Below are 21922 nucleotides of genomic sequence, written 5' to 3'. Positions count from 1 at the left end.
CCGGTTGTGCACGTGGATCGATCAGGAGGAAGAGTTAGATGGCGGTTGGACGTCGACGCGAGGCAGCATTGACGGTCGAGGACCTTCCGCGCTTGGTTCGGAGCGTCGCTGCGGTCGAACCGGACCGCGTGGCGCTCGCGCACCGCGGTACGGAGCTGAGCTATGCCCGATTGGACGAGGAGATCACCACCCTCGACACGGCCATGGGTGGTGCCCTCGGCCCGGACGCATTGGTTCCCGTCGTACTGTCCAACACCGTTCCCGGAGTCATCGAGGACACCGACGGTGGTCTCGATGCCGTGGTCTCCTCGGTCGTCTCCGACGCCGTGTCGGTTCTCGGTGACGACGCGGCGGCGTCGAGCTCGGCCGATCCCGAAGCTGCCACGCTGTACACGCTGTTCGCCGATCAAGCCGAGCGGACACCGGACGCCACTGCCCTCGTGTTCGGAGACGAGCGGCGAACCTATGCAGAATTCGCCGCCTCCGTCGATCGCCTCGCGCGAGTGTTGATCGGGCGGGGCGTCGGTCTCGATACGACGGTGGGGTTGTCGATCCGCCGTTCGTTCGATCTGTTGGTGGGCATGTACGCCATCTCGGCGGCCGGAGGCGCGTACGTTCCGTTGGACCCGGATCATCCGGTGGATCGGCTCGGGTACGTCCTCGATACCGCGCGACCGGTTCTGGTGCTGACGACGTCCGAGGACCGACCGCAGTTGCCGGACGGCACGCAGACTCTGCTCGTCGATGCCGTCGACGTCACTGGCGTGACTGCAGGGCGCATCACCGGTGCGGACCGGTTCGGCACCCTTGCCGAGGACGATCTCGCGTACGTCATCTTCACCTCCGGTTCCACGGGACGTCCGAAGGGCGTGGCGGTGAGCCACCGCGCCATCATCGCCAATATTTCCTGGCGTCAGCGCGAGTACGCGATGACGGCAGCCGACGTCGTGTTGCAGAAGACCCCATTCACGTTCGACGTGTCGGTCTGGGAGTTCTTCTGGCCGTTGCAGATCGGTGCGACGCTGGTGATAGCCGAGCCCGACGGGCACCGCGATCCCGCCTACCTCGCCCGCGTCATCGCTGACCTCGGCGTGACGGTGACCCATTTCGTCCCGTCCATGCTCTCGGTCTACGTTGCCGAACCCAGCGCCGCGCAGGAGGATTCGCTCCGAATGGTGTTCGCCTCCGGTGAGGCGCTGCCGGCGCGGACCGTCAACGCGTTCCACGCGATCTCGAACGCGGAACTGCACAACCTCTACGGACCTACCGAGGCCGCCGTCGACGTCACGTACTACCGGACCGAGCAGGTGGAGGACGGCTCGGTGCCGATCGGCGCCGCCGTCGACGACACCGATCTGTACGTGCTCGACGAAGGACTGCGGCGCTCACCCCGAGGAATCGAGGGCGAGCTCTATCTTGCCGGCATACAGCTCGCTCGCGGATATCTCGGCCGCACGGATCTGACGGCCGATCGGTTCGTCGCCGACCCGTTCGGTGAGCCGGGGGACCGGATGTATCGCACCGGCGACCTGGTGCGCCGGCGGGCCGACGGCCTGATCGAATATATCGGGCGCACCGACTTTCAGGTGAAACTGCGCGGCCTCCGCATCGAACTCGGCGAGATCGAGCAGGCGCTGCTCGCCGAGCCGCAGGTGACCCAGGCCGCGGTACTCGTTCATACCGACCACTCGCAGGCCCAGTTGGGCGAGCAGCTCGTCGGCTACGTCGTGAGCACCGAACCCGATCTCGATCACGACGGCCTCGCGGAGGCGGTGCGTCGCCGCATGCCCGAGTACATGGTGCCGTCGATGTTCGTGGTGCTGGACGAATTCCCGCTCGGTGCCAGCGGCAAGCTGGACCGAAAAGCCCTGCCCGCGCCCGATTTCGCCTCCCTCGTACGCGAGTACCGCGCCCCGAGCACCGATACCGAAACGGCACTGGTGGCAATTTTCGAGGCGGTTCTCGGGATCGAACGAATCGGCGTGGACGACGACTTCTTCGTCCTCGGCGGAAACTCCCTCAATGCCACCCGCGTGATCGCGCGAGTCAACGCCGAACTGGGCACTGCGGTGGATGTGCGGTCGTTCTTCGACGCACCGACCGTCGCCGAACTCGCCGCGGCAGTCGACGCCGCAGGATCCGGGGACGCGCGTCCGCCGCTGGTCGCGCAGCAGCGGCCAGAACGGGTGCCGCTGTCGTTGGCCCAGCAGCGGATGTGGTTCCTCAACCGATTCGAACCGGACTCGGCTGTGAACAACATCCCGGTCGCCATCGCGCTGAGCGGGGAACTGGACTTCACGGCACTGCAGACGGCCTTGGTGGACGTGCTGGGCCGGCACGAGTCGCTACGGACGGTGTACCCCGACCACGACGGCATCGGCTATCAGCGAGTGCTCGACACCGATTCATCGGCAGTGGAATTGGAGCGAACCTCGGCAGCCGAGGTCGATGTCCCCGCCGTACTGCTCGAGTTCGCGCTCCGGCCCTTCGATCTGGCGGTACAGCTGCCCTTCCGTGCGGTGCTCGTCGAGACCTCCGAGACCGAGCACGTCCTCGCGTTCGTGGTGCATCACATCGCGGCCGACGGATTCTCGATGGGACCGCTGACCCGAGACGTCGTGACTGCGTACGTGGCTCGCACCAACGGGCAAGCGCCGCAATGGACTCCGCTCGAGGTGCAGTACGCTGACTTCACGCTGTGGCAGCGGGCCGTCCTCGGGAGCGAGGGCGACCCGGAGTCGCTGATCTCGGCACAGGAGAACTACTGGCGACGCCAGCTCGGTGGAGCCCCGGAGCAGCTCGAGCTACCCACCGATCGACCCCGCCCTGCTGTCGCCACCACCAACGGCGGCACGCACACGTTCGAGATCGACGCCGACATGGTTCGCGGTCTCGACAAGCTCGCCAGAGATCACAACGCGACGAGGTTCATGGTCGTGCACGCCGCACTGGCGGTGCTCCTGGCCAAGCTCGCGTCCGCCGAGGACATCAGTATCGGTACGCCGGTCGCAGGCCGTGGTGACGAGGCCCTCGACGATGTGATCGGAATGTTCGTCAACACACTGGTGCTGCGCACCGGCGTTGATCCACGAACGTCGTTCGACGACATCCTGCGCGAGGTCCGTGAGGTGGACCTCGCCGCGTTCTCGCACGCCGAGGTGCCGTTCGAGCGGCTGGTGGACGTGTTGTCGCCGGTGCGCTCGCAGGCTCGACACCCGCTGTTCCAGGTGATGCTCACGTTCCAGAATCTGGATCGAACCTCGGTCGAACTTCCCGGGCTGAACATTGCGGCGGTCGACTACGAGGCAGATCTGGCGAAGTTCGATCTGCAGGTGACCCTGTGGGATTCCGCGCCGTCCGACTCCGGGCCCACGGGACTGACGGTCGCCCTGACCTACGCCGCGGACCTGTTCGACACATCGACGATGGTGCGGTTCGGGGAGCGGTTCGTCCGTGTTCTTCGTGCGGTCACCGCAGCGCCCGCCGAGGCCGTCGGTGAGATCGACCTGCTCGACCCGGTCGAGCGGAAGTCCGTGCTGGCGTTCGGTTCCGGACCGGTGCACGAGATCCCCGGCAGGACGACTCTGGTGGATCAGTTCGATGCGCGCGTCGCGCAGACCCCCGACGCTCAGGCACTGGTGTTCGAGGACGTTCGCCTGACCTACGCCGAGCTCGACGCGCGCGCCAATCGACTGGCGCGCTACCTGATGTCCGTTGGTGTCGGTACCGACACCACCGTCGGCCTCGCGGTCGGCCGCAGCATCGAGTTGCTCGTCGGTATGTACGCGATCGTCAAGGCCGGTGCTGCGTACGTACCCATCGACCCGACTCAGCCGCCGGAGCGCAACGAGTACATCGTCGGCACGGCCTCGCCGGTACGCGTGCTCTCGAGCACCCGAGACCACGTCGAGTTCCCGAGTGTGGAGACGGTGGACATCGACACGCTGGACGTGTCGCACCACTCGACGGCGACGGTGACCGATGCGGAGCGGACGGCTCCGCTGCGGGCGGACAATCTCGCGTACGTCATCTTCACCTCGGGGTCGACGGGTCGCCCGAAGGGCGTCGGGGTGTCGCACTCGGCGATCGTGAACCGGTTGTCGTGGATGCAGCACGAGTACCCCCTCGGCCCACAGGACGTGGTGTTGCAGAAGACTCCTGCGACATTCGACGTGTCGGTGTGGGAGTTCTTCTGGGCTTTCCAGGTCGGCGCGTCGGTGGTCGTCGCGGTTCCCGAGGGGCACCGTGATCCGTCGTATCTGCTCGATGTCATTGCTCGCGAACAGGTTTCGGTGGTGCACTTCGTGCCGTCGATGATGTCGGTGTTCACCCCGGAGGCACTGCGCAGGCCCGACGCGGGAGCGTCGCTACGGACGGTGTTCGCCTCGGGGGAGGCACTCGCGCCTGCCACCGCACATGCGCTGCGCAACGCACTCCCGCAGGTGTCGGTGCACAACCTGTACGGCCCCACCGAAGCTGCCGTCGATGTGACGTATCACCCGGTCTCCGACGCGGACACCGCGGTGGTGCCGATCGGCTCGCCGGTGTGGAACACCGATGTGCACGTTCTCGATTCGTCGTTGCGGCCGGTTCCGGTCGGGGTATCGGGAGAGCTCTACCTCGCGGGTGTCCAACTCGCCAGGGGATACGTGAGCCGACCCGATCTGACTGCGGATCGCTTCGTTGCCGATCCGTTCGCAGTCGACGGCGAGCGGATGTACCGGACCGGCGATGTGGTGCGATGGCTACCCGCCGGCGAACTCGAATACATGGGCCGCTCCGACTTCCAGGTGAAGTTGCGCGGCCTGCGGATCGAACTCGGCGAAATCGAATCGGCGCTACTGGATCTGCCCGAGATCGCACAGGCCGTCGTGCTGGTACGACGAGAACAGCTGGTCGCCTACGTCGTCCCCACCGAAGGCTCGGTCGATGTGGATCGGGTACGCACGGCCCTACGTGGACGGCTGGCCGAGTACATGGTGCCTGCCACCGTCGTGGAACTCGAGGAGTTCCCGCTCGGCGCGAGTGGCAAGCTGAATCGGCAAGCACTACCCGATCCGGAGTTCGAGGCAACACCGTACCGAGCACCGAGCGATCCGATCGAAGAGATCGTCGCGAACGTCTTCGGCGCGGTGCTCGGACTCGACCGAGTCGGCGCGGACGACGACTTCTTCGCCCTCGGCGGCAACTCGCTCGTCGCAACTCAGGTCGCCGCACGACTCGGTGCCGAACTGGGCACCACCGTGCCCGTCCGAACGATGTTCGAGGCAGGCACCGTCGCATCCCTGGCGGCCGCGTTGGAGAGCCATGTCGGCCGCGGAACCACGGCTCCGCTGGTGCCACAGGACCGTCCGGAACAGATCCCACTGTCCCTCGCCCAGCAGCGAATGTGGTTCCTCAACCGATTCGAGCCCGAATCGGCCGTCAACAACATCCCGGTGGCGATCCGGCTCAGTGGGGCACTCGACGCCGCGGCCCTGCAGGCGGCCGTCACCGACGTACTCGATCGGCACGAAGCGCTTCGTACCGTCTACCCGAGTGCGGACGGTGCGGGACACCAGGTGATTCTGCCTGCCGAGGACGCCACGCCGGATCTGACGCCCGCCACCCCGTCCGCCGACGGTGCGGTGTCCGACCTGATTGCCTTCGCCTCCGAAGGATTCGATGTCACCCAGTCGACTCCCTTGCGCGCCAAACTGTTCCGGGTCGCCGACGACGAGTACGTACTGGTGTTCGTGGTTCACCACATCAGCGCCGACGGGTGGTCCATGGGGCCACTGACCCGTGACGTCATGACTGCATATCTCGCTCGAGTCGCAGGAGAGGCTCCTCGGTGGACGCCGCTGCCGGTTCAGTACGCCGATTTCGCGCTGTGGCAGCGTGCGGTGCTCGGCGACGACGAGGATCCGACCAGCCTGATGGCATCGCAGGCGAACTACTGGCGTACCGCTCTGGCTGACCTGCCCAGTGAGCTGACCTTGCCGTACGACCGGCCACGTCCGGCCGTCCAGTCGTACTCCGGCGGGCGATTCCAGTTCGACATCGATGCCGAACTGCGCGCCTCGCTCGACGATCTGGCCCGGTCGACCGGAACCACGCTGTTCATGGTGCTGCACGGTGCGCTGGCTCTGTTCCTGGCACGCATGTCGAACTCCGACGACATTGCGGTGGGCACGGCCGTCGCGGGCCGCGGCGAAGCTGTCCTGGACGACGTGATCGGCATGTTCGTCAACACCCTGGTGCTGCGCACTTCGGTCGATCGGAGCACCGGCTTCACCGACCTGCTCGGACACGTCCGAGACGTCGATCTCGAGGCTTTCGCACACGCGGACATCCCCTTCGAGCGTCTGGTGGATCTGCTCGAGCCAGAGCGGACCACGGCCAGGCACCCACTGTTCCAGGTGGCGATCGCGTTCGAGAACCTCCCGCCGAACGAGTTTCACCTGCCCGGTCTGACGGTCTCGGCCGTGGACGTGGAGGTCGACACCGCCAAGTTCGATCTGTCGTTGACACTGCACGAGAAGGCCGATGGTGCCGGTCTCGCCGCCGGATTCCTCTATGCGCGAGACCTGTTCGACGAGAAGACGATCGAGGTGTTCTCGCGGCGTTTCCGTTGGCTGCTCGACGCGATCGTGGCGGCACCGGACACCCCGGTGGGCGATCTGTCCATCCTCTACGACGACGAGTACGACCGGCTCACGCACGTACACGGTGACGACGTGTTGGCCGGCGGTACTCTGGCCGAGATCTTCACTGCCGGAGCCGCCCTCGACCCGGCTGCGACTGCGATCCGCTACGAGGGGCGCTCGATCTCGTACGCCGAACTCGATGCGACGTCCTCGCAGCTCGCGCGCGTGCTCATCGAGCGCGGGGCCGGCCCCGAATCCGTTGTGGCTCTAGGATTCCAGCGCTCCTACTTCATGGTGCTCGCGGTCTGGGCCGTGGCGAAATCGGGGGCCGCGCACCTACCCGTCGACCCGACGTATCCGCAGGATCGCATCGCCCACATGGTCTCGGACTCCGAGGCACTGCTCGGCCTGACCACCCGTGCGCACTCGGCGCAGCTCTCCGCCTCGGGCGAGGATCTGCTCTGGCTGAGCGTCGACGAGGACGAGTTCGTCGCAGAGGTCCGCACCCACTCCACCGAACCGATCACCGACGCCGATCGCCTGCGACCGGTCACGTTCCAGAACCCGGCCTACGTCATCTACACCTCGGGTTCGACCGGCAAGCCGAAGGGTGTCGTCGTCACGCACGCCGGGCTCGGCGGCGTCCTCGACGCAGCAACCGATCTCTATCACCTGAAACCGGCCTCGAGGTTCCTGCACATCTGCTCGCCCAACTTCGATCCGTCGGTCCTGGAATGGATGGCGGCGTTCTCGGTCGGGGCGACGTTGGTCGTCGTACCGGCATCGATTCTCGGCGGCACCGAACTGGCCGAATTGTTGAAGGCGGAGCGGGTCACTCACACGATCATCACGCCCGCGGTGCTCGGCACGATGGATCCCCACGGGATCGATTCGCTCGAGGTGCTCTCGGTGGGCGGAGACGTGACCACTCCCGAACTGCTCGCCCGGTGGGCAGGGGGCCGAAAGTACTTCAACGGGTACGGGCCGACCGAGACCACGATCATCTCCAGCTTCGCCGAGCTGACGCCCGGTGCGCCGATCACCATCGGTCGACCGATTCACGGCATGTCCGTGCTCATTCTCGACTCCCGACTCGAGCCGGTTCCGACCGGTGTCGCGGGTGACCTGTATCTGTCGGGCGGTGCGCTTGCCCGCGGTTATCTCGGTAGGCCAGGGCTGTCCTCCGAGCGCTTCGTGGCCAATCCTTACGGCGTCGAGGGTGCACGGATGTATCGCACCGGCGACGTGGTGCGATGGACCGACGATCTGCAGTTGCAGTTCGTCGGCCGTACCGACTTCCAGGTCAAGGTGCGCGGCTTCCGGATCGAGCTCGGTGAGATCGATTCCGCGCTCACCGCTGTTCCCGAGGTGGACTTCGCCGTCACGCTCGGTCACGAACTGCCCTCGGGCGTCACCACCCTCGTGTCGTACGTTCTGCCCTCCCGTGGATCTGTCGTCGACGTCGACGAGCTGACCGCCTTTGTCGGAAAATCGCTGCCCGCGTACATGATTCCGTCCTCGATCATCGTGCTCGACGCTGTTCCGCTCACCCCGGTCGGCAAGTTGGATCGAGCCGCACTACCCGCACCGGTGTTCGAGGCGCGTGAGTTCCGCGCACCGACCACGGCGGTCGAGGAGATCGTCGCCGGAGTGTTCGCCGACGTCCTGCACATCGACCGAGTCGGACTCGACGACGACTTCTTCGCCCTGGGCGGCAACTCGCTGATCGCCACACAGGTGGTCTCGCGACTCGGCGCGGCACTGGACACCGTCGTGCCGGTGCGGGCGCTGTTCGAGAGCTCAACCGTCGCCGCGCTGGTCGCGCACGTGGAGAGCGCTGTCGGTTCGGGCAGCCGGGCTGCATTGGTGGCGGGCACTCGTCCGGAGCGGCCGCCGCTCTCGCCGGCGCAGCAGCGGTACTGGTTCCTCAACCAGTTCGACACGTCCTCGTCGGTGGACAACATTCCGTTCGCCGTGCGGCTGTCCGGCGATCTCGATCTCGCCGCGCTCCGGGCGGCGGTGCTCGACGTCGTCGAACGCCACGAATCTCTGCGTACCCGATACCCGGACTCGCCGGACGGCCCGTTCCAGCAGGTGCTCCCGGCGTCGGAGGTACCGCTGGACCTCGCCGTCCGCGAGGTGGCGGGTGCGAATGTCGTTGCGGCCGTTACGGACTTCTTCAGGCGGGGCTTCGATGTCACTGTCGAGGTACCGGTCGATGCGCGGGTGTTCCGGGTCGGTGAGGGCGAACACGTTCTGGCCTTCGTCGTGCATCATGTGTCGGCCGACGGCGCATCGATGGGCCCGCTGGGCGTCGACGTCATGACCGCATACACCGCGAGATCGACAGGCTCGGCACCGGACTGGGAACCGCTCGCGGTGCAGTACATCGACTTCGCACTGTGGCAGCGAACCGTGCTCGGCACCGAATCGGATCCGAATTCGCTTGCAGCGCAGCAGGTATCCTTCTGGAAGGATGCGCTCGCCGAGCTGCCGGATCAACTGGTACTTCCCACCGATCGCCCACGGCCACCGGCGCAGAGTTTTCGTGGCGACGCCGTGCGGTTCACCGTGGGTGCCGATGTGCACGCCGCTCTCGCCGAGCTCGGACGTAGCGAGCAGGCAACGTTGTTCATGGTGGTGCATTCGGCATTCGCGGTGTTGCTCGCGCGCCTGTCCGGTTCCGAGGACATCGCCGTCGGAACACCCATCGCGGGCCGCGGCGAGCGAGCCCTCGATCCGATGATCGGAATGTTCGTCAACACTCTCGTCTTCCGGTCGACCGTCGAATCGTCGATGACCTTCCGGCAGTTGCTCGGCCAGGCTCGCGAACGTGACCTGGCCGCCCTCGCACATTCCGATGTTCCGTTCGAGCGTCTGGTGGAGGTGCTCAACCCGGTGCGCTCGACAGCGCGCAACCCGCTGTTCCAGGTGGGGCTGTCCTTCCAGAACCTCGCCGAGTCGACGTTCGAGCTGCCCGGACTGACGGTCAGCGCCGTCGAGGCAGATGCCGTGACCGCGAAGACCGATCTGCAACTGTCTATCTCGGATCGCTATGCTCCTGACGGTTCGCCTGCCGAACTGTCGGCCGAGTTCAGCTATGCCACAGATCTTTTCGATCGCGCCACGGTCGAGGCGTTCGCCGACAGGTTCGGGCGGCTGCTCGCAGCGGTCGCCGAGGACCCGGCCGCCGTCATCGGCGATCTCGATCTGCTCTCGTCCGAGGAACACATCCGGATCGTGCGCACGTGGAACGACACCGCTCACGAGGTGGATGCCTCGCAGACCCTGGTGTCGCTGTTCGATCGACAGGTGCAGGATCAGCCCGAGGCGATCGCGCTGGTCCACGCTGAAGGATCGCTGTCGTACGCCGAGTTCGATCGCCGAATCAACCGGCTGGCCCGCGTCCTGATCGGTGCCGGCGTCGGACCGCAGGTGACGGTTGCCCTGGCGATCAGGCGCTCGGTGGATCTGCTCGTCGCGATGTACGCCGTCGCCAAGGCAGGCGGGGCGTATGTCCCCATCGACCCGGACCAGCCGGCAGACCGCAACGCCTACATTCTCGAGGTAGCCGCTCCCGCTCTGGTATTGAGCACTGCGCGTGACGAATTCGAGCTCGACTCGCTTCCGGTTCTACTCGTCGACACCGATCAGCGACTGCTCGACGAGAAGGTCTCGGACGCGCCCGTCACCGACCGCGATCGACATTCGCCGCTGCGGCCCGCGAACACCGCGTACGTTATCTTCACCTCCGGATCCACCGGCCGCCCCAAGGGCGTCGCGGTCAGCCATGCCGCCATCGTCAACCAACTGCTCTGGCAGAGCGCCCACTACGGTCTGAACAGCACGGACCGGGTTCTGCTCAAGACTGCCGCCACCTTCGACCTGTCCGTGTGGGAGTTCTGGGTCGCCACCATCTCCGGTGGTGCGATCGTCGTCGCCGACGCCGAGGGGCACCGCGATCCCGCCTACCTCGTCGATCTGATGAGCCGGGAATCGGTGACGACACTGCACACCGTGCCGTCCGTGCTCGACGCGTTGGTCACGGCATCGGCAGGCGCACTGCCCGAACATCTGACGCGAATCCTGGCGATCGGCGAAGCACTGCCGGTCGCCACGGCGGAGCGGGCACTACGCAGTTCCGCTGCGCGACTGGACAATCTGTACGGACCGACCGAGGCAGCGGTCTCGGTGACCGCGCATCGGGTGACGAGCGTCGACGGCACCGCGGTTCCCATCGGCGGGCCCGAATGGAACACCCGTGTCTACGTGCTGGACTCGCGTCTGGCTCCGGTGCCGGTCGGCGTCGCAGGTGAGCTCTATCTCGCGGGTGCTCAGCTCGCCGACGGGTACTTCGCTCGGCCCGATCTGAGCGCGGAGCGTTTCGTTGCCGACCCGTTCACCCCCGGCGGCCGCCTGTACCGCACCGGCGATCTCGTGTCCTGGCGGGCCGACGGTGAACTGGAGTACGTCGGGCGTACCGACTTCCAGGTGAAGATTCGCGGTTTCCGTATCGAACTCGGCGATATCGACGCCGCTCTCGGATCGCTCGACGAGATCCGAGACGTCGCCGTCGTAGCGCTCGCGGACACGGGATCCGGGGCTAGACTGGTGGCCTACCTCGTACCGGCCGTCGGCGTTTCGCTCGATCAGGACGGCATCCGCCGAGCACTCGCCGAGCGTCTGCCGTCGTACATGATCCCATCGGCCTTCGTCGTGCTGGAGGCTCTTCCTCGAGGCGTCAACGGCAAGCTGGATCGACAGGCGCTCCCCGAACCGGAGTTCGAGACAGCCGAGTTCCGCGCCCCGACCAACCCGGTGGAAGAGGCCGTTGCGGCAGTCTTCGCCGAGGTGCTCGCGGTGGAGCGCGTCGGCCTGGACGACGACTTCTTCGCACTCGGCGGCAACTCGTTGATCGCTACCCAGGTGGTCTCCCGGCTGGGGGCGGCGCTCGACACCCAGGTGCCGGTCCGCTCGATCTTCGAGTCTCCGACGGTGCAGTCGCTCGCACGTGCGATCGAGTCCCAGGTGGGCACCGGTGCGCGCCGGGCACTGACGGCTCGAAAGCGACCGGACTCGGTGCCGCTGTCGATGGCGCAGCAGCGCATGTGGTTCCTGAGCCAATTCGATCCGACGTCCGCCGTGAACAACATCCCGGTGGCGATTCGGTTGTCCGGAAACGTCGATGTCGATGCACTCGTCAGCGCCGTGCACGACGTGTTGGCGCGGCACGAGATTCTGCGCACCGTGTACCCGGAGGTCGACGGACGAGGCCACCAGGTGGTGCTCGGTACCGCGGAGGCCGGCGTGACCGTCGCCGTCGAGGACGTCGACGAGAGCGCGATCGAGCAGGCACTGCGGGACTTCGTGTCCGCCGGATTCGATGTGACCCGAGCCGTTCCGGTCCGAATTCGGATCCTGCGGGTGAGCGAGTCCGAGCACGTACTGGCGTTCGTCGCCCATCACATCGCCGCGGACGGGTTCTCGATGGGACCCCTCACGCGCGACATCATGGCGGCCTACACCGCCCGTGCAGCCGGGGAGAGCCCACAGTGGGCACCACTTCCGGTGCAGTACGCGGATTACGCATTGTGGCAACGCGAGGTACTCGGCGCCGAGGACGACCCGGATTCGCTGTTGGCCGAGCAGCTCGCCTACTGGACTTCGGCCCTGGCCGGTGCCCCGGCGCAGCTCGATCTGGCGACGGATCGGCCACGACCGGCGGTGGCGTCGTATCGCGGTGCGGCATACAACTTCTCGATCGACGCGTCACTGCAGTCCGGCATCGCCCGCGCCGCCCGAGCCGGTAACGCCACGAACTTCATGGTGGTGCACACCGCGCTCGCAGTACTGCTCGGCGCACTGGCGGGCACCGATGACGTGGCGATCGGTACCCCGGTCGCCGGCCGCGGTGACGCGGATCTGGACGAGCTGGTCGGCATGTTCGTCAACACGCTCGCGCTCCGCACCGCGGTGAGCCCCGCTGCATCGTTGCGGGAGCAACTCGCTGCAGTCCGTGAGGCCGACCTGAGCGCCTTCGGGCATGCCGACGTGCCGTTCGAGCGGCTCGTCGACGAGCTGGCCCCGGACCGCTCGCAGGCTCGTCACCCGATCTTCCAGGTCATGCTGACGTTCCAGAACCTGAACCGTCAGACGTTGGCCCTGCCAGGTCTGAGCGTCGAGGGAATCGATCTCGGCAGCGCTTTCGCGAAGTTCGACCTGCAGGTGACACTGTGGGAGAACACCGACGAACACGGCGCTCCGGCCGGCATCGACGTGCAATTCGACTATGCGACCGATCTTTTCGACGAGTCCAGCATGGCCTCTCTCGGGCGACGGCTGGTTCGGGTGCTGCACGCACTCACCGACGCTCCTGATCGAGCCGTCGGCGACATCGACATTCTCGAGGAGGGCGAACGCACCCGCGTCCTCGAGGAATGGAACGCCACTGCGCACGAGGTGGATCCCGGCGCAACCCTGGTCTCGCTGTTCGAGGCCCGTGTTGCAGCGTCCCCGGACGGCATCGCCACGAGCTTCGCCGACGATCGAGTGACCTACCGCGAATTCTCCGAGCGGGTCAACTCGCTCGCGCGGCTGCTCATCGCCGAGGGAGTCGGGCCGGAAACCGTGGTGGCCACCGCCATGCGCCGCTCGATCGACATGCTGACGGGTATCTACGCCGTGCTCGCTGCCGGTGGTGCCTACGTCCCGGTCGACCCGGATCTTCCGGCCGAACGAATCGGCTACATCCTGGACACGGCTGCACCGGTGGTGCTGCTCACGACCGAGCGCGACGGCACAGCTCTCGTGACCGACGCCGTCAGAATCCTGGTCGACACCGTCGACACCACAGGTCTGTCCACGGCACCGGTGACCGATGCGGACAGAACCGCACCGCTACGACCGGCGGACACCGCGTACGTCATCTTCACCTCCGGCTCCACCGGTCGCCCGAAGGGCGTTGCGGTCAGCCACGCCGCCATCGTCAACCGACTGTTGTGGATGCAGGACGAGTACCGTCTCACCGAACACGACAAGGTGCTGCAGAAGACACCGGTCACGTTCGACGTATCGGTGTGGGAGCTGTTCTGGCCGTTGCAGATCGGCGCCGAACTGGTCATCGCGGTTCCCGACGGCCACCGCGATCCGGCATACCTGGTGCGCACCGTCGCCGAACGCGGCGTCACCGTCGCGCACTTCGTCCCGTCGTTGTTGGCCGTGTTCGCCGCCGCGGACGGTGTCTCGAACTGCACCGGACTGCGCATGGTGTTCGCCTCCGGTGAGGCACTGCCGGCATCGGTTGCGGCCGCGCTCCGCTCGGCGCTGCCCGCCACCGAACTGCACAACCTGTACGGCCCGACAGAGGCTGCCGTCGACGTCACCTATCACCGCGTCCTGCCGTCGGACACCGTCTCGGTTCCCATCGGTGCACCGGTGTGGAACACGAGGGTGACCGTGCTCGACGCGCGACTGCACCCTGTTCCCGTCGGGGTGCCCGGTGAGCTGTATCTCGCCGGGCACCAACTCGCCCGCGGATACCTCGGCCGCCCGGATCTGACCGCGGACCGGTTCGTCGCCGATCCGCACGGCGCAGCAGGATCGCGGATGTATCGCACCGGAGACCTCGTCCGTTGGAACGCGGACGGCGAGCTGGACTACCTCGGCCGCACCGACTTCCAGGTCAAACTGCGCGGACTGCGCATCGAACTGGGAGAAATCGAGGCTGCCCTGACCGCGGACCCGTCGGTCGACCAGGCCGTGGTGCTCGTGCGGCGGACGCCGTCGGCGGGTGAGCTACTGGTCGGGTACGTCGTTCCCGCCGTCGGCGAGACGATCGACACCGCAGCGGTCACAGCATCGGTCGCCACCCTGGTTCCGGAGTACATGGTTCCGGCCGGGCTCATGGTGATCGATGCCCTCCCGCTCGGGCCGAACGGCAAACTGGACCGCAGAGCACTACCCGAACCGGAATTCGGTAGCGACGCCGAATTCCGCACGGCGACAACCGATACCGAACGCATCATTGCCGAGGTATTCGCGGATGTGCTCGGCCTCGATACCGTCGGGGTGGACGACTCGTTCTTCGCGCTCGGCGGCGACAGTATCGTCTCGATTCAGCTCGTTTCCCGCGCCAAGGCCAGGGGAATTCAGTTCGGTCCGCGAGATGTGTTCGAGCGCAAGACTGTTGCCGGTCTCGCAGAGATCGCCGTAACCGTCGGCGAGGGCAACGACGCGGTCGTACTCGAGGAACTCGACGGCGGTGGCGTGGGTTGGATGCCGCTACCGCCGTTCGGTGTGGCGATGATCGAGCGTGGCGGCGGGTGGTCACGTTTCCATCAGGCCGTCACCCTCGAACTGCCGGTCGGTATCGATCGGGCCGGAATCCTCGCCACGGTGACCGCTGTGGTCGATCGTCACGACGTGCTGCGATCGACGCTGGTACACGACGACCGGGGCTGGGGTCTCGACGTCGCGGACATCGGTCTCCTCGATGTGGATTCCATCCTGACTCGGACCGACAGCGATTCGGCTGCAACGGTATTCGACGATGCAGTCGGAACGCTCGACCCCACGTCCGGACGCATGCTCGCCCTCGTCTGGGTCGATCGCGGACCCGAGCAAGCCGGAACACTGACCATCGCGGCTCACCACCTCGTGATCGACGGTGTGTCGTGGCGCATTCTCGTTCCCGATCTCGTCTCCGCCTGGGCACAGGTGTCCGGGGGAGTCGTCCCGGTCCTTCCCGAGGTCGGAACCTCGATGCGGCGTTGGACGCACGCACTGGTGGACGCGGCGGCGAGCGAGGCGCGACTGGCCGAGTTGCCGCTGTGGCGCTCGATCGCCGACACCGAGGATCCCGTACTTGGTGATCGCCCGTTCGATCCCGCGATCGACGTCGTGGCCACTGTCGAACGGGTGAATGTCGAACTGACGGCCGACGTCACGCGCACCTTGCTGACCACCGTTCCGGAGATCTTCCGCGGTGGTGTGGGCGACGGGTTGCTGGCCGGGCTCGCTGTGGCCGTCACGAGACTGCGGTCCGAGCGCGGGATCACCGCACCGGCAACTCTGGTGCAGCTCGAAGGCCACGGCCGCGAGGAATCGGTGGTTCCCGGAGCTGATCTGGGACGCACCGTCGGCTGGCTGACGAGCCTGTTCCCGGTCCGTCTCGACCTGACCGGAATCGATGTCGACGCCGCGTTCGCAGGAGGATCGCAGCTCGGCGACGCCGTCAAGGCAGTCAAGGAACAGATGCTCGCGCTGCCCGATCGAGGCATGGGCTGGGGGCTGCTCCGGTACCTGTGCTCCGAGACAGCTGCGGAACTGGCCGAACTCGGAACCGGACAGATCAGCTTCAACTACCTGGGTCGGGTCGACGCAGGCGAGGTCCCGGACGAGATGAAGTCCCTCGGCTGGTTGCCGGCCGCCGACGGTGAGCTCACCGCGCCCGGTGACGCCGACATGGCCGCGAACAAGACGATCGACATCAACGCGATCGTGCTCGACACCGACCAGGGTGGAGTCCTGAGCGCGAGCTTCGCATTCCCGACCGGAGCCGTGTCCGCCGACACGGTCGAGCGTCTCGCCGGGCTGTGGTCCGAGGCGTTGTCGGCGCTGGCCACGTACGCCGAGGCACCCGGCTCCGGTGGCCTGACCCCATCGGATGTGCCGCTGGTTGCGCTCTCGCAGCCCGAGATCGCATCGTTCGAGGCTCGCTACCCGGAGCTGACCGACATCTGGTCGCTGTCGCCGCTGCAGCAAGGGCTGCTGTTCCACGCACTGTTCGCCGACGCGTCGATCGACGTCTACACCATGCAGGTCGTACTCGATCTGGCCGGCGAGGTGGACGCCGAACGGTTGCACCACGCGGCGCAGACACTGCTGAATCGGTACGACAATCTGCGTACCTCGTTCACCGCGACCGCTGACGGTGAGACGGTGCAGATCGTCCAGCAGAACGTTCGTCTGCCGTGGAACACGATCGATCTGTCTCATCTCGACGGGATCGAGCGCGACGCTGCCGTCGCCGAGGCACTGGCCGCGGATCAGCGACGCCACTTCGATGTGTCCACCGCACCGCTGCTGCGATTCCTGCTCGTCAGGATCACACCGACCACGTACAAGCTTGCGATGACCAACCATCACGTGTTGCTCGACGGCTGGTCGCTACCGCTGGTGATGAAGGAACTGCTGTATCTGTACGCCGCTCGGGGTTCGACGGTGTCGATGCCGAGGGTGCGCTCGTACCGCTCGTACCTGGCATGGCTCGACCAGCAAGACCCGACCGTGTCCCTCGGTGCGTGGACTGCGGCGCTTGCCGGTGTCGAGGAGCCGACGTTCGTCGCACCGCCGAGTGTCGGGCGCGAGATCTCTGCGCGCTCGGCCGAGACCGAGCGATTCGTCGATGCCGAGACCACCGCGTCGCTCACGGCGCTCGGCGGACGACTCGGGGTCACCGTGAACACGCTGGTGCAGGCGGCATACGGGCTGCTGATCGCACACATCACCGGTCGCACCGATGTCGTGTTCGGTGCCACGGTCTCCGGTCGTCCCGCTGCTCTTGCTGGCGTGGAGTCGATGATCGGGTTGTTCATCAACACCATCCCGGTGCGGGTTCGATTCGATCCCGCCGACACGGTGGAGAGCTACCTGGTACGGATTCAGGGTGAACAGGCAGACCTGCTCGACCACCACCACATGGGGCTCGTCGACATCCAGCGAGCGATCGGAATGGGGAATCTGTTCGACACCCTCACCATCTTCGAGTCGTACCCGGTGGACGAAGCTCAACTGACGCAACAGGCTGCGGCCATCGACGGCATGACCGTCGAGGCAGTGAGCTCCAACGACAACACGCACTACCCCTTGACGTTGCTCGTGGTGGCGGAGGATCGAATCTCCTTCACACTCAAATACATCAGTGATCTGTTCGATGCCGCGTACGTCGACTCGATCCTGTCCCGGCTCGTCGGTGTGCTCGAGGCCTTCGTATCGGACACCGCTGCGGCGGTCGGCGATATCGATCTGCTCGGCTCGGAAGAACGAGCTCGAGTAGTCGAAACCTGGAACGACACCGCGCGCCGGATCGACGCAGGTGACCGGTTGACGGCCCCGTTCGCGGCGCGGGTTGCAGCGAACCCGGATGCTACGGCCATCGTCTACGAGGACACCGCCGTGACCTATGCGGAGTTCTCGGAGCGAGTCAACAGTCTTGCTCGACACCTGATTTCGCTCGGCGTCGGCCCGCAGGCCCTCGTCGCACTCGGTATGAGGCGAGGCATCGATCTGATGGTCGGCATGTACGCCGTCCTCGAAGCAGGCGGTGCGTACGTTCCCATCGATCCCGATCACCCGGCCGAACGGATCGAGTACATCCTCGATACCGCCGTGCCCGTCGCCGTCCTGTCGACGAGCCAGGATCGGACGGGGCTGCCGCAACAGTTCCCGATCATCGAACTGGACACAGTCGATCTGGCGTCCTACCCGGCCGATCCCGTTGTCGACTCCGACCGCCTGGCACCGGTTCGCCCGGGGAACACCGCCTACGTCATCTTCACGTCGGGCTCGACCGGCAGACCGAAGGGCGTCGCGGTATCGCACCGCGCGATCGTCAACGAGATGGCCTGGATGGTCGATCAGTACTCCCTCGACGAGAACGACATCTACCTGCAGAAGACGGCGACGACGTTCGATGTGTCACTGTGGGGGTTCTTCCTCCCACTCCAGGTCGGTGCGAGTGTCGTTCTCGCAACCCCCGACGGCCACCGCGACCCGGCGTACGTCGCGGACCGGATCGCCAGGCACGGCGTCACCGTCACGGACTTCGTGCCGTCGATGCTGACCGTGTTCGCCGCGTACGCCACCGCGGAGCAGTGTCGTTCCCTCCGACACGTCTACGTGGTGGGCGAAGCTCTGCCCCCGGAGACGGTGAAGGACTTCCGGGCGATCACCTCTGCCGCGATCCACAACCTGTACGGCCCCACCGAAGCCGCTGTGTCGGTGACGTATTGGGAGACCATTGCCGACAACGGCGCGACCGTCCCGATCGGTGCTCCGGAATGGAACACCCAGGCCTACGTCCTCGACAACAGGCTGCACCCGGTGGCCGCGGGCACCGCGGGCGAGCTGTACCTGGCGGGCACGCAGCTCGCCGACGGCTATCTCGGCCGCGTCGACCTGACGATGGACCGATTCGTCGCGAACCCGTTCTCGGCCGCGGGCGAGCGCATGTACCGCACCGGCGACCTCGTCCGATGGAGATCGGGCCGAGCGGACCAGGGGGTGCTCGAGTACATCGGGCGCACGGACTTCCAGGTCAAGTTCCGCGGCCAGCGGATAGAGCTCGGTGAAATCGAGACCGCACTGTTGTCGCACCCCGACGTCAACCAGGCCACGGCGGTGGTGGCCACTACCGGTGCCGGTGATCAACTCGTCGGCTACGTCGTGCCTGCACCGAGTAGGACGCTGGACCCGGCGGAGGTACGTAGCTTCGTCGGTGGCACCCTGCCGACGTACATGGTGCCTGCGACGGTGATGGTGCTCGCCGAGTTCCCGTTGAACACGAGCGGAAAGCTGGATCGAAAAGCGCTGCCGCAACCGGTCTTCGAGGTTCGAGCGTTCCGGTCGCCGGCGACGCCGGTCGAGGAGATCGTGGCATCGATCTACGCCGAGTTGCTCGGCGTCCAGCGCGTCGGATCGGACGACGACTTCTTCGATCTCGGCGGCAACTCGCTGATCGCGACGCGAGTCGCTGCACGGGTGTCGGCTGCGCTCGGAAAGAAGGTCGGGGTCCGAGACCTGTTCGAGGCCTCCACCGTGGCCGATCTCGCCGCTCGTGCCGAATCACGCATCGACGACGCACACGATGTGCCGCTGCGTCGACGACCGGCAGGCGAGAGGGCTCCGTTGTCGCTCGCGCAACAGCGCATGTGGGTGCTCAATCGACTCGAACCGGAGTCCGGGGCCTACAACATGCCGATGGCGCTGCGGCTTCGCGGCGAGCTCGACGTCGCGGCATTGCAGACCGCCGTGACCCGCACCGTGGAACGGCACGAGGCCCTGCGCACGCGCTACCCGGAGGACGCGGACGGATCGCCGTACCAGGATGTCGTCGACGCCGAATCGGTGGTACCCGATCTGACTCCGATCGACGTACCGAACGATGCCGACACCGCCGAGCGGATTCGCGCACTCGTCTACGAGGGCTTCGATGTCACCGTCGCACCGCCGATCCGGGGAGCATTGTTCCGCTTCGGCCCGGACGAGTACGTCTTCGTCATCGTCATGCACCACATCAGCGGCGACGGCGCATCGATGGCACCGCTGGCCCGCGACGTCATGACCGCATACCTGGCTGCAGCGTCGGGAACCGATTACACGCCCGAACCTCTGACGGTGCAGTACGCCGATTTCGCGGTGTGGCAGCGCCAGGTGCTGGGGTCGGAGAGCGATCCCACGTCGATTCTGTCGGAGCAGTTGGCCTTCTGGGCGGACGAGCTCAGCGGGATCACTCCGGTCGTGTCGTTGCCATGGGACCGGCCGCGGACGGCTACCGCGAACCTGCGCGGCGCCAGTGTGAGCGTCGAGTTGGACGAGTCGGTACACACCGGGCTCGCTGCGATCGCACGTGCGAACAACGCAACCCTGTTCATGGTGTTGCACGCGGTTCTCGGGGTGTTGTTGTCGCGGATGAGCGGCTCCCGCAGTTTCGCGGTCGGCACGCCGATCGCCGGCCGCGGGCACGAGGCGCTCGACGGGCTGGTCGGGATGTTCGTCAACACGCTGGCGCTGCGGACGAACGTCGATCCCGATGCGACGTTCGCCGAGCTGCTGACCGCACTGCGCGAGACCGATCTGCGGGCCTTCGCACACTCGGACGTGCCGTTCGAGCGGGTCGTCGACACCATCGCACCGGACCGGAACGCCGGGTACACCCCGCTGTTCCAGACGGTGCTGTCGGTGGAGCCGCACGGCGAGGCGCGGTTCGAGTTGCCGAACCTGGTGGTCGAACCCGTCAGCGGCTTCGAGCCGACGGCCAAATTCGACCTTCAGGTGACGGTGGAGACCCAGCATGCCGACACCGGCAGCGGAACCGGAACCCTGAACGTCGAATGGGTGTACGCCGCCGACCTGTTCGACGAGTCCACCGTGGACTCACTGGCGCAACGATTCGCACGCATAGCCGGGGCGGTGGCCGCAACACCGTCGGTCGTCGTCGGCGATATCGACGTGCTCGACGCAGGCGAGCGGGCCGCGTTGACCGACACCGGGCAGAGCGCTGACACCGCTGCGGCACCGGTGCGGTCGGACCTGACACTGCCGCAGGTGCTCACCGCCACGGTGGACGCAGATCCTGATGCCCCGGCGTTGTCCTCGGACGGAGCCGAAACCACGTACCGAGAGCTCGATGAGCAGTCCTCGCGGATGGCTCGGCTGCTGATCGACCGCGGCGTTCGGCCTGGAGTCGTCGTCGCTGTCGCTGTCCACGACGCCGTCCAGTCTGTCGTGACGCGGTGGGCGGTGGCCAAGGCAGGCGGAGCCGTGGCTCCGATCGATCCGGTAGCGCCGTCGAGCTCCTCCGATGTTCTGGAGCGGGCAGGGGTGTCCGTTCTCGTCCTGGACGGTGACGACGGTCCGAGCTGGGCCGCCTCCGCGACGACGGTTCGCCTCGGAGATCCGGACACGGTCGATGCCCTCGCTGCGAGTTCTGCTCGGCCGGTGACGTATTCGGACAGGACGGCCGTTCTCGGGCCGGACAGTCCGGCGTTGATCGTGGGCGATGGCAGCAGCATGATCGACCATGGAACGCTCGCTGCACTGGCGACCAGCGCGGTGACGGACTGGTCGGTGGCATACGATTCGCGGCTCGCCGTCCCCACTCGGGTCGAGTCCGCTGCATCCGTTCTGGCAGGCGTGGTCGCCGTCCTTGCAGGTGCGGCTCTGGTGACCGACCGTGCGACGTCCGCCGAGGACGCTGCCGATCTCGTGTCCGCAGAGTGGGTGACCCATGCCTTCCTCACCGACGCAGACATCGCCGCAGTCGATCGACTCCAGCCCGAGGACACAGAAGACCTCGTTGCGATCGTGTCGATCGAGGGCGACGGTGCGAGCGGCATCGAGCGGAGCCGGAGCGATATTCCGGTGCATCGTCTGCCCGAGCCGATGGGAACCGTCGACCGATAGGGTGAGGCGAACTGCAACGCTCGCCGCGTCGTGGACGATGAACGGTCGGATCGGTCCGGGCGTCGTCCACGACCACGCGCGGAGCAACACTGGTGAGGAGTCATAAGTCA

At 66.5% G+C, this 21922-nt stretch carries 1 protein-coding gene; it reads left to right on the top strand.

Features of this window, described 5'->3' with window-relative positions:
• Positions 1–38: 38 nt before the first annotated feature.
• Positions 39–21812 (top strand): non-ribosomal peptide synthase/polyketide synthase, encoded by a 21774-nt coding sequence (locus ACOQFP_RS23900; protein WP_421585745.1) that lies wholly within the window; start codon positions 39–41, stop codon positions 21810–21812.
• Positions 21813–21922: the final 110 nt, after the last annotated feature.

The sequence above is a fragment of the Rhodococcus sp. MALMAid1271 genome (assembly GCF_049195265.1).
In the GTDB taxonomy this organism is placed as follows: domain Bacteria; phylum Actinomycetota; class Actinomycetes; order Mycobacteriales; family Mycobacteriaceae; genus Rhodococcoides.
Note: the sequence above shows the minus strand (reverse complement) of the source record. Positions and strands in the feature narration are given on the sequence as shown.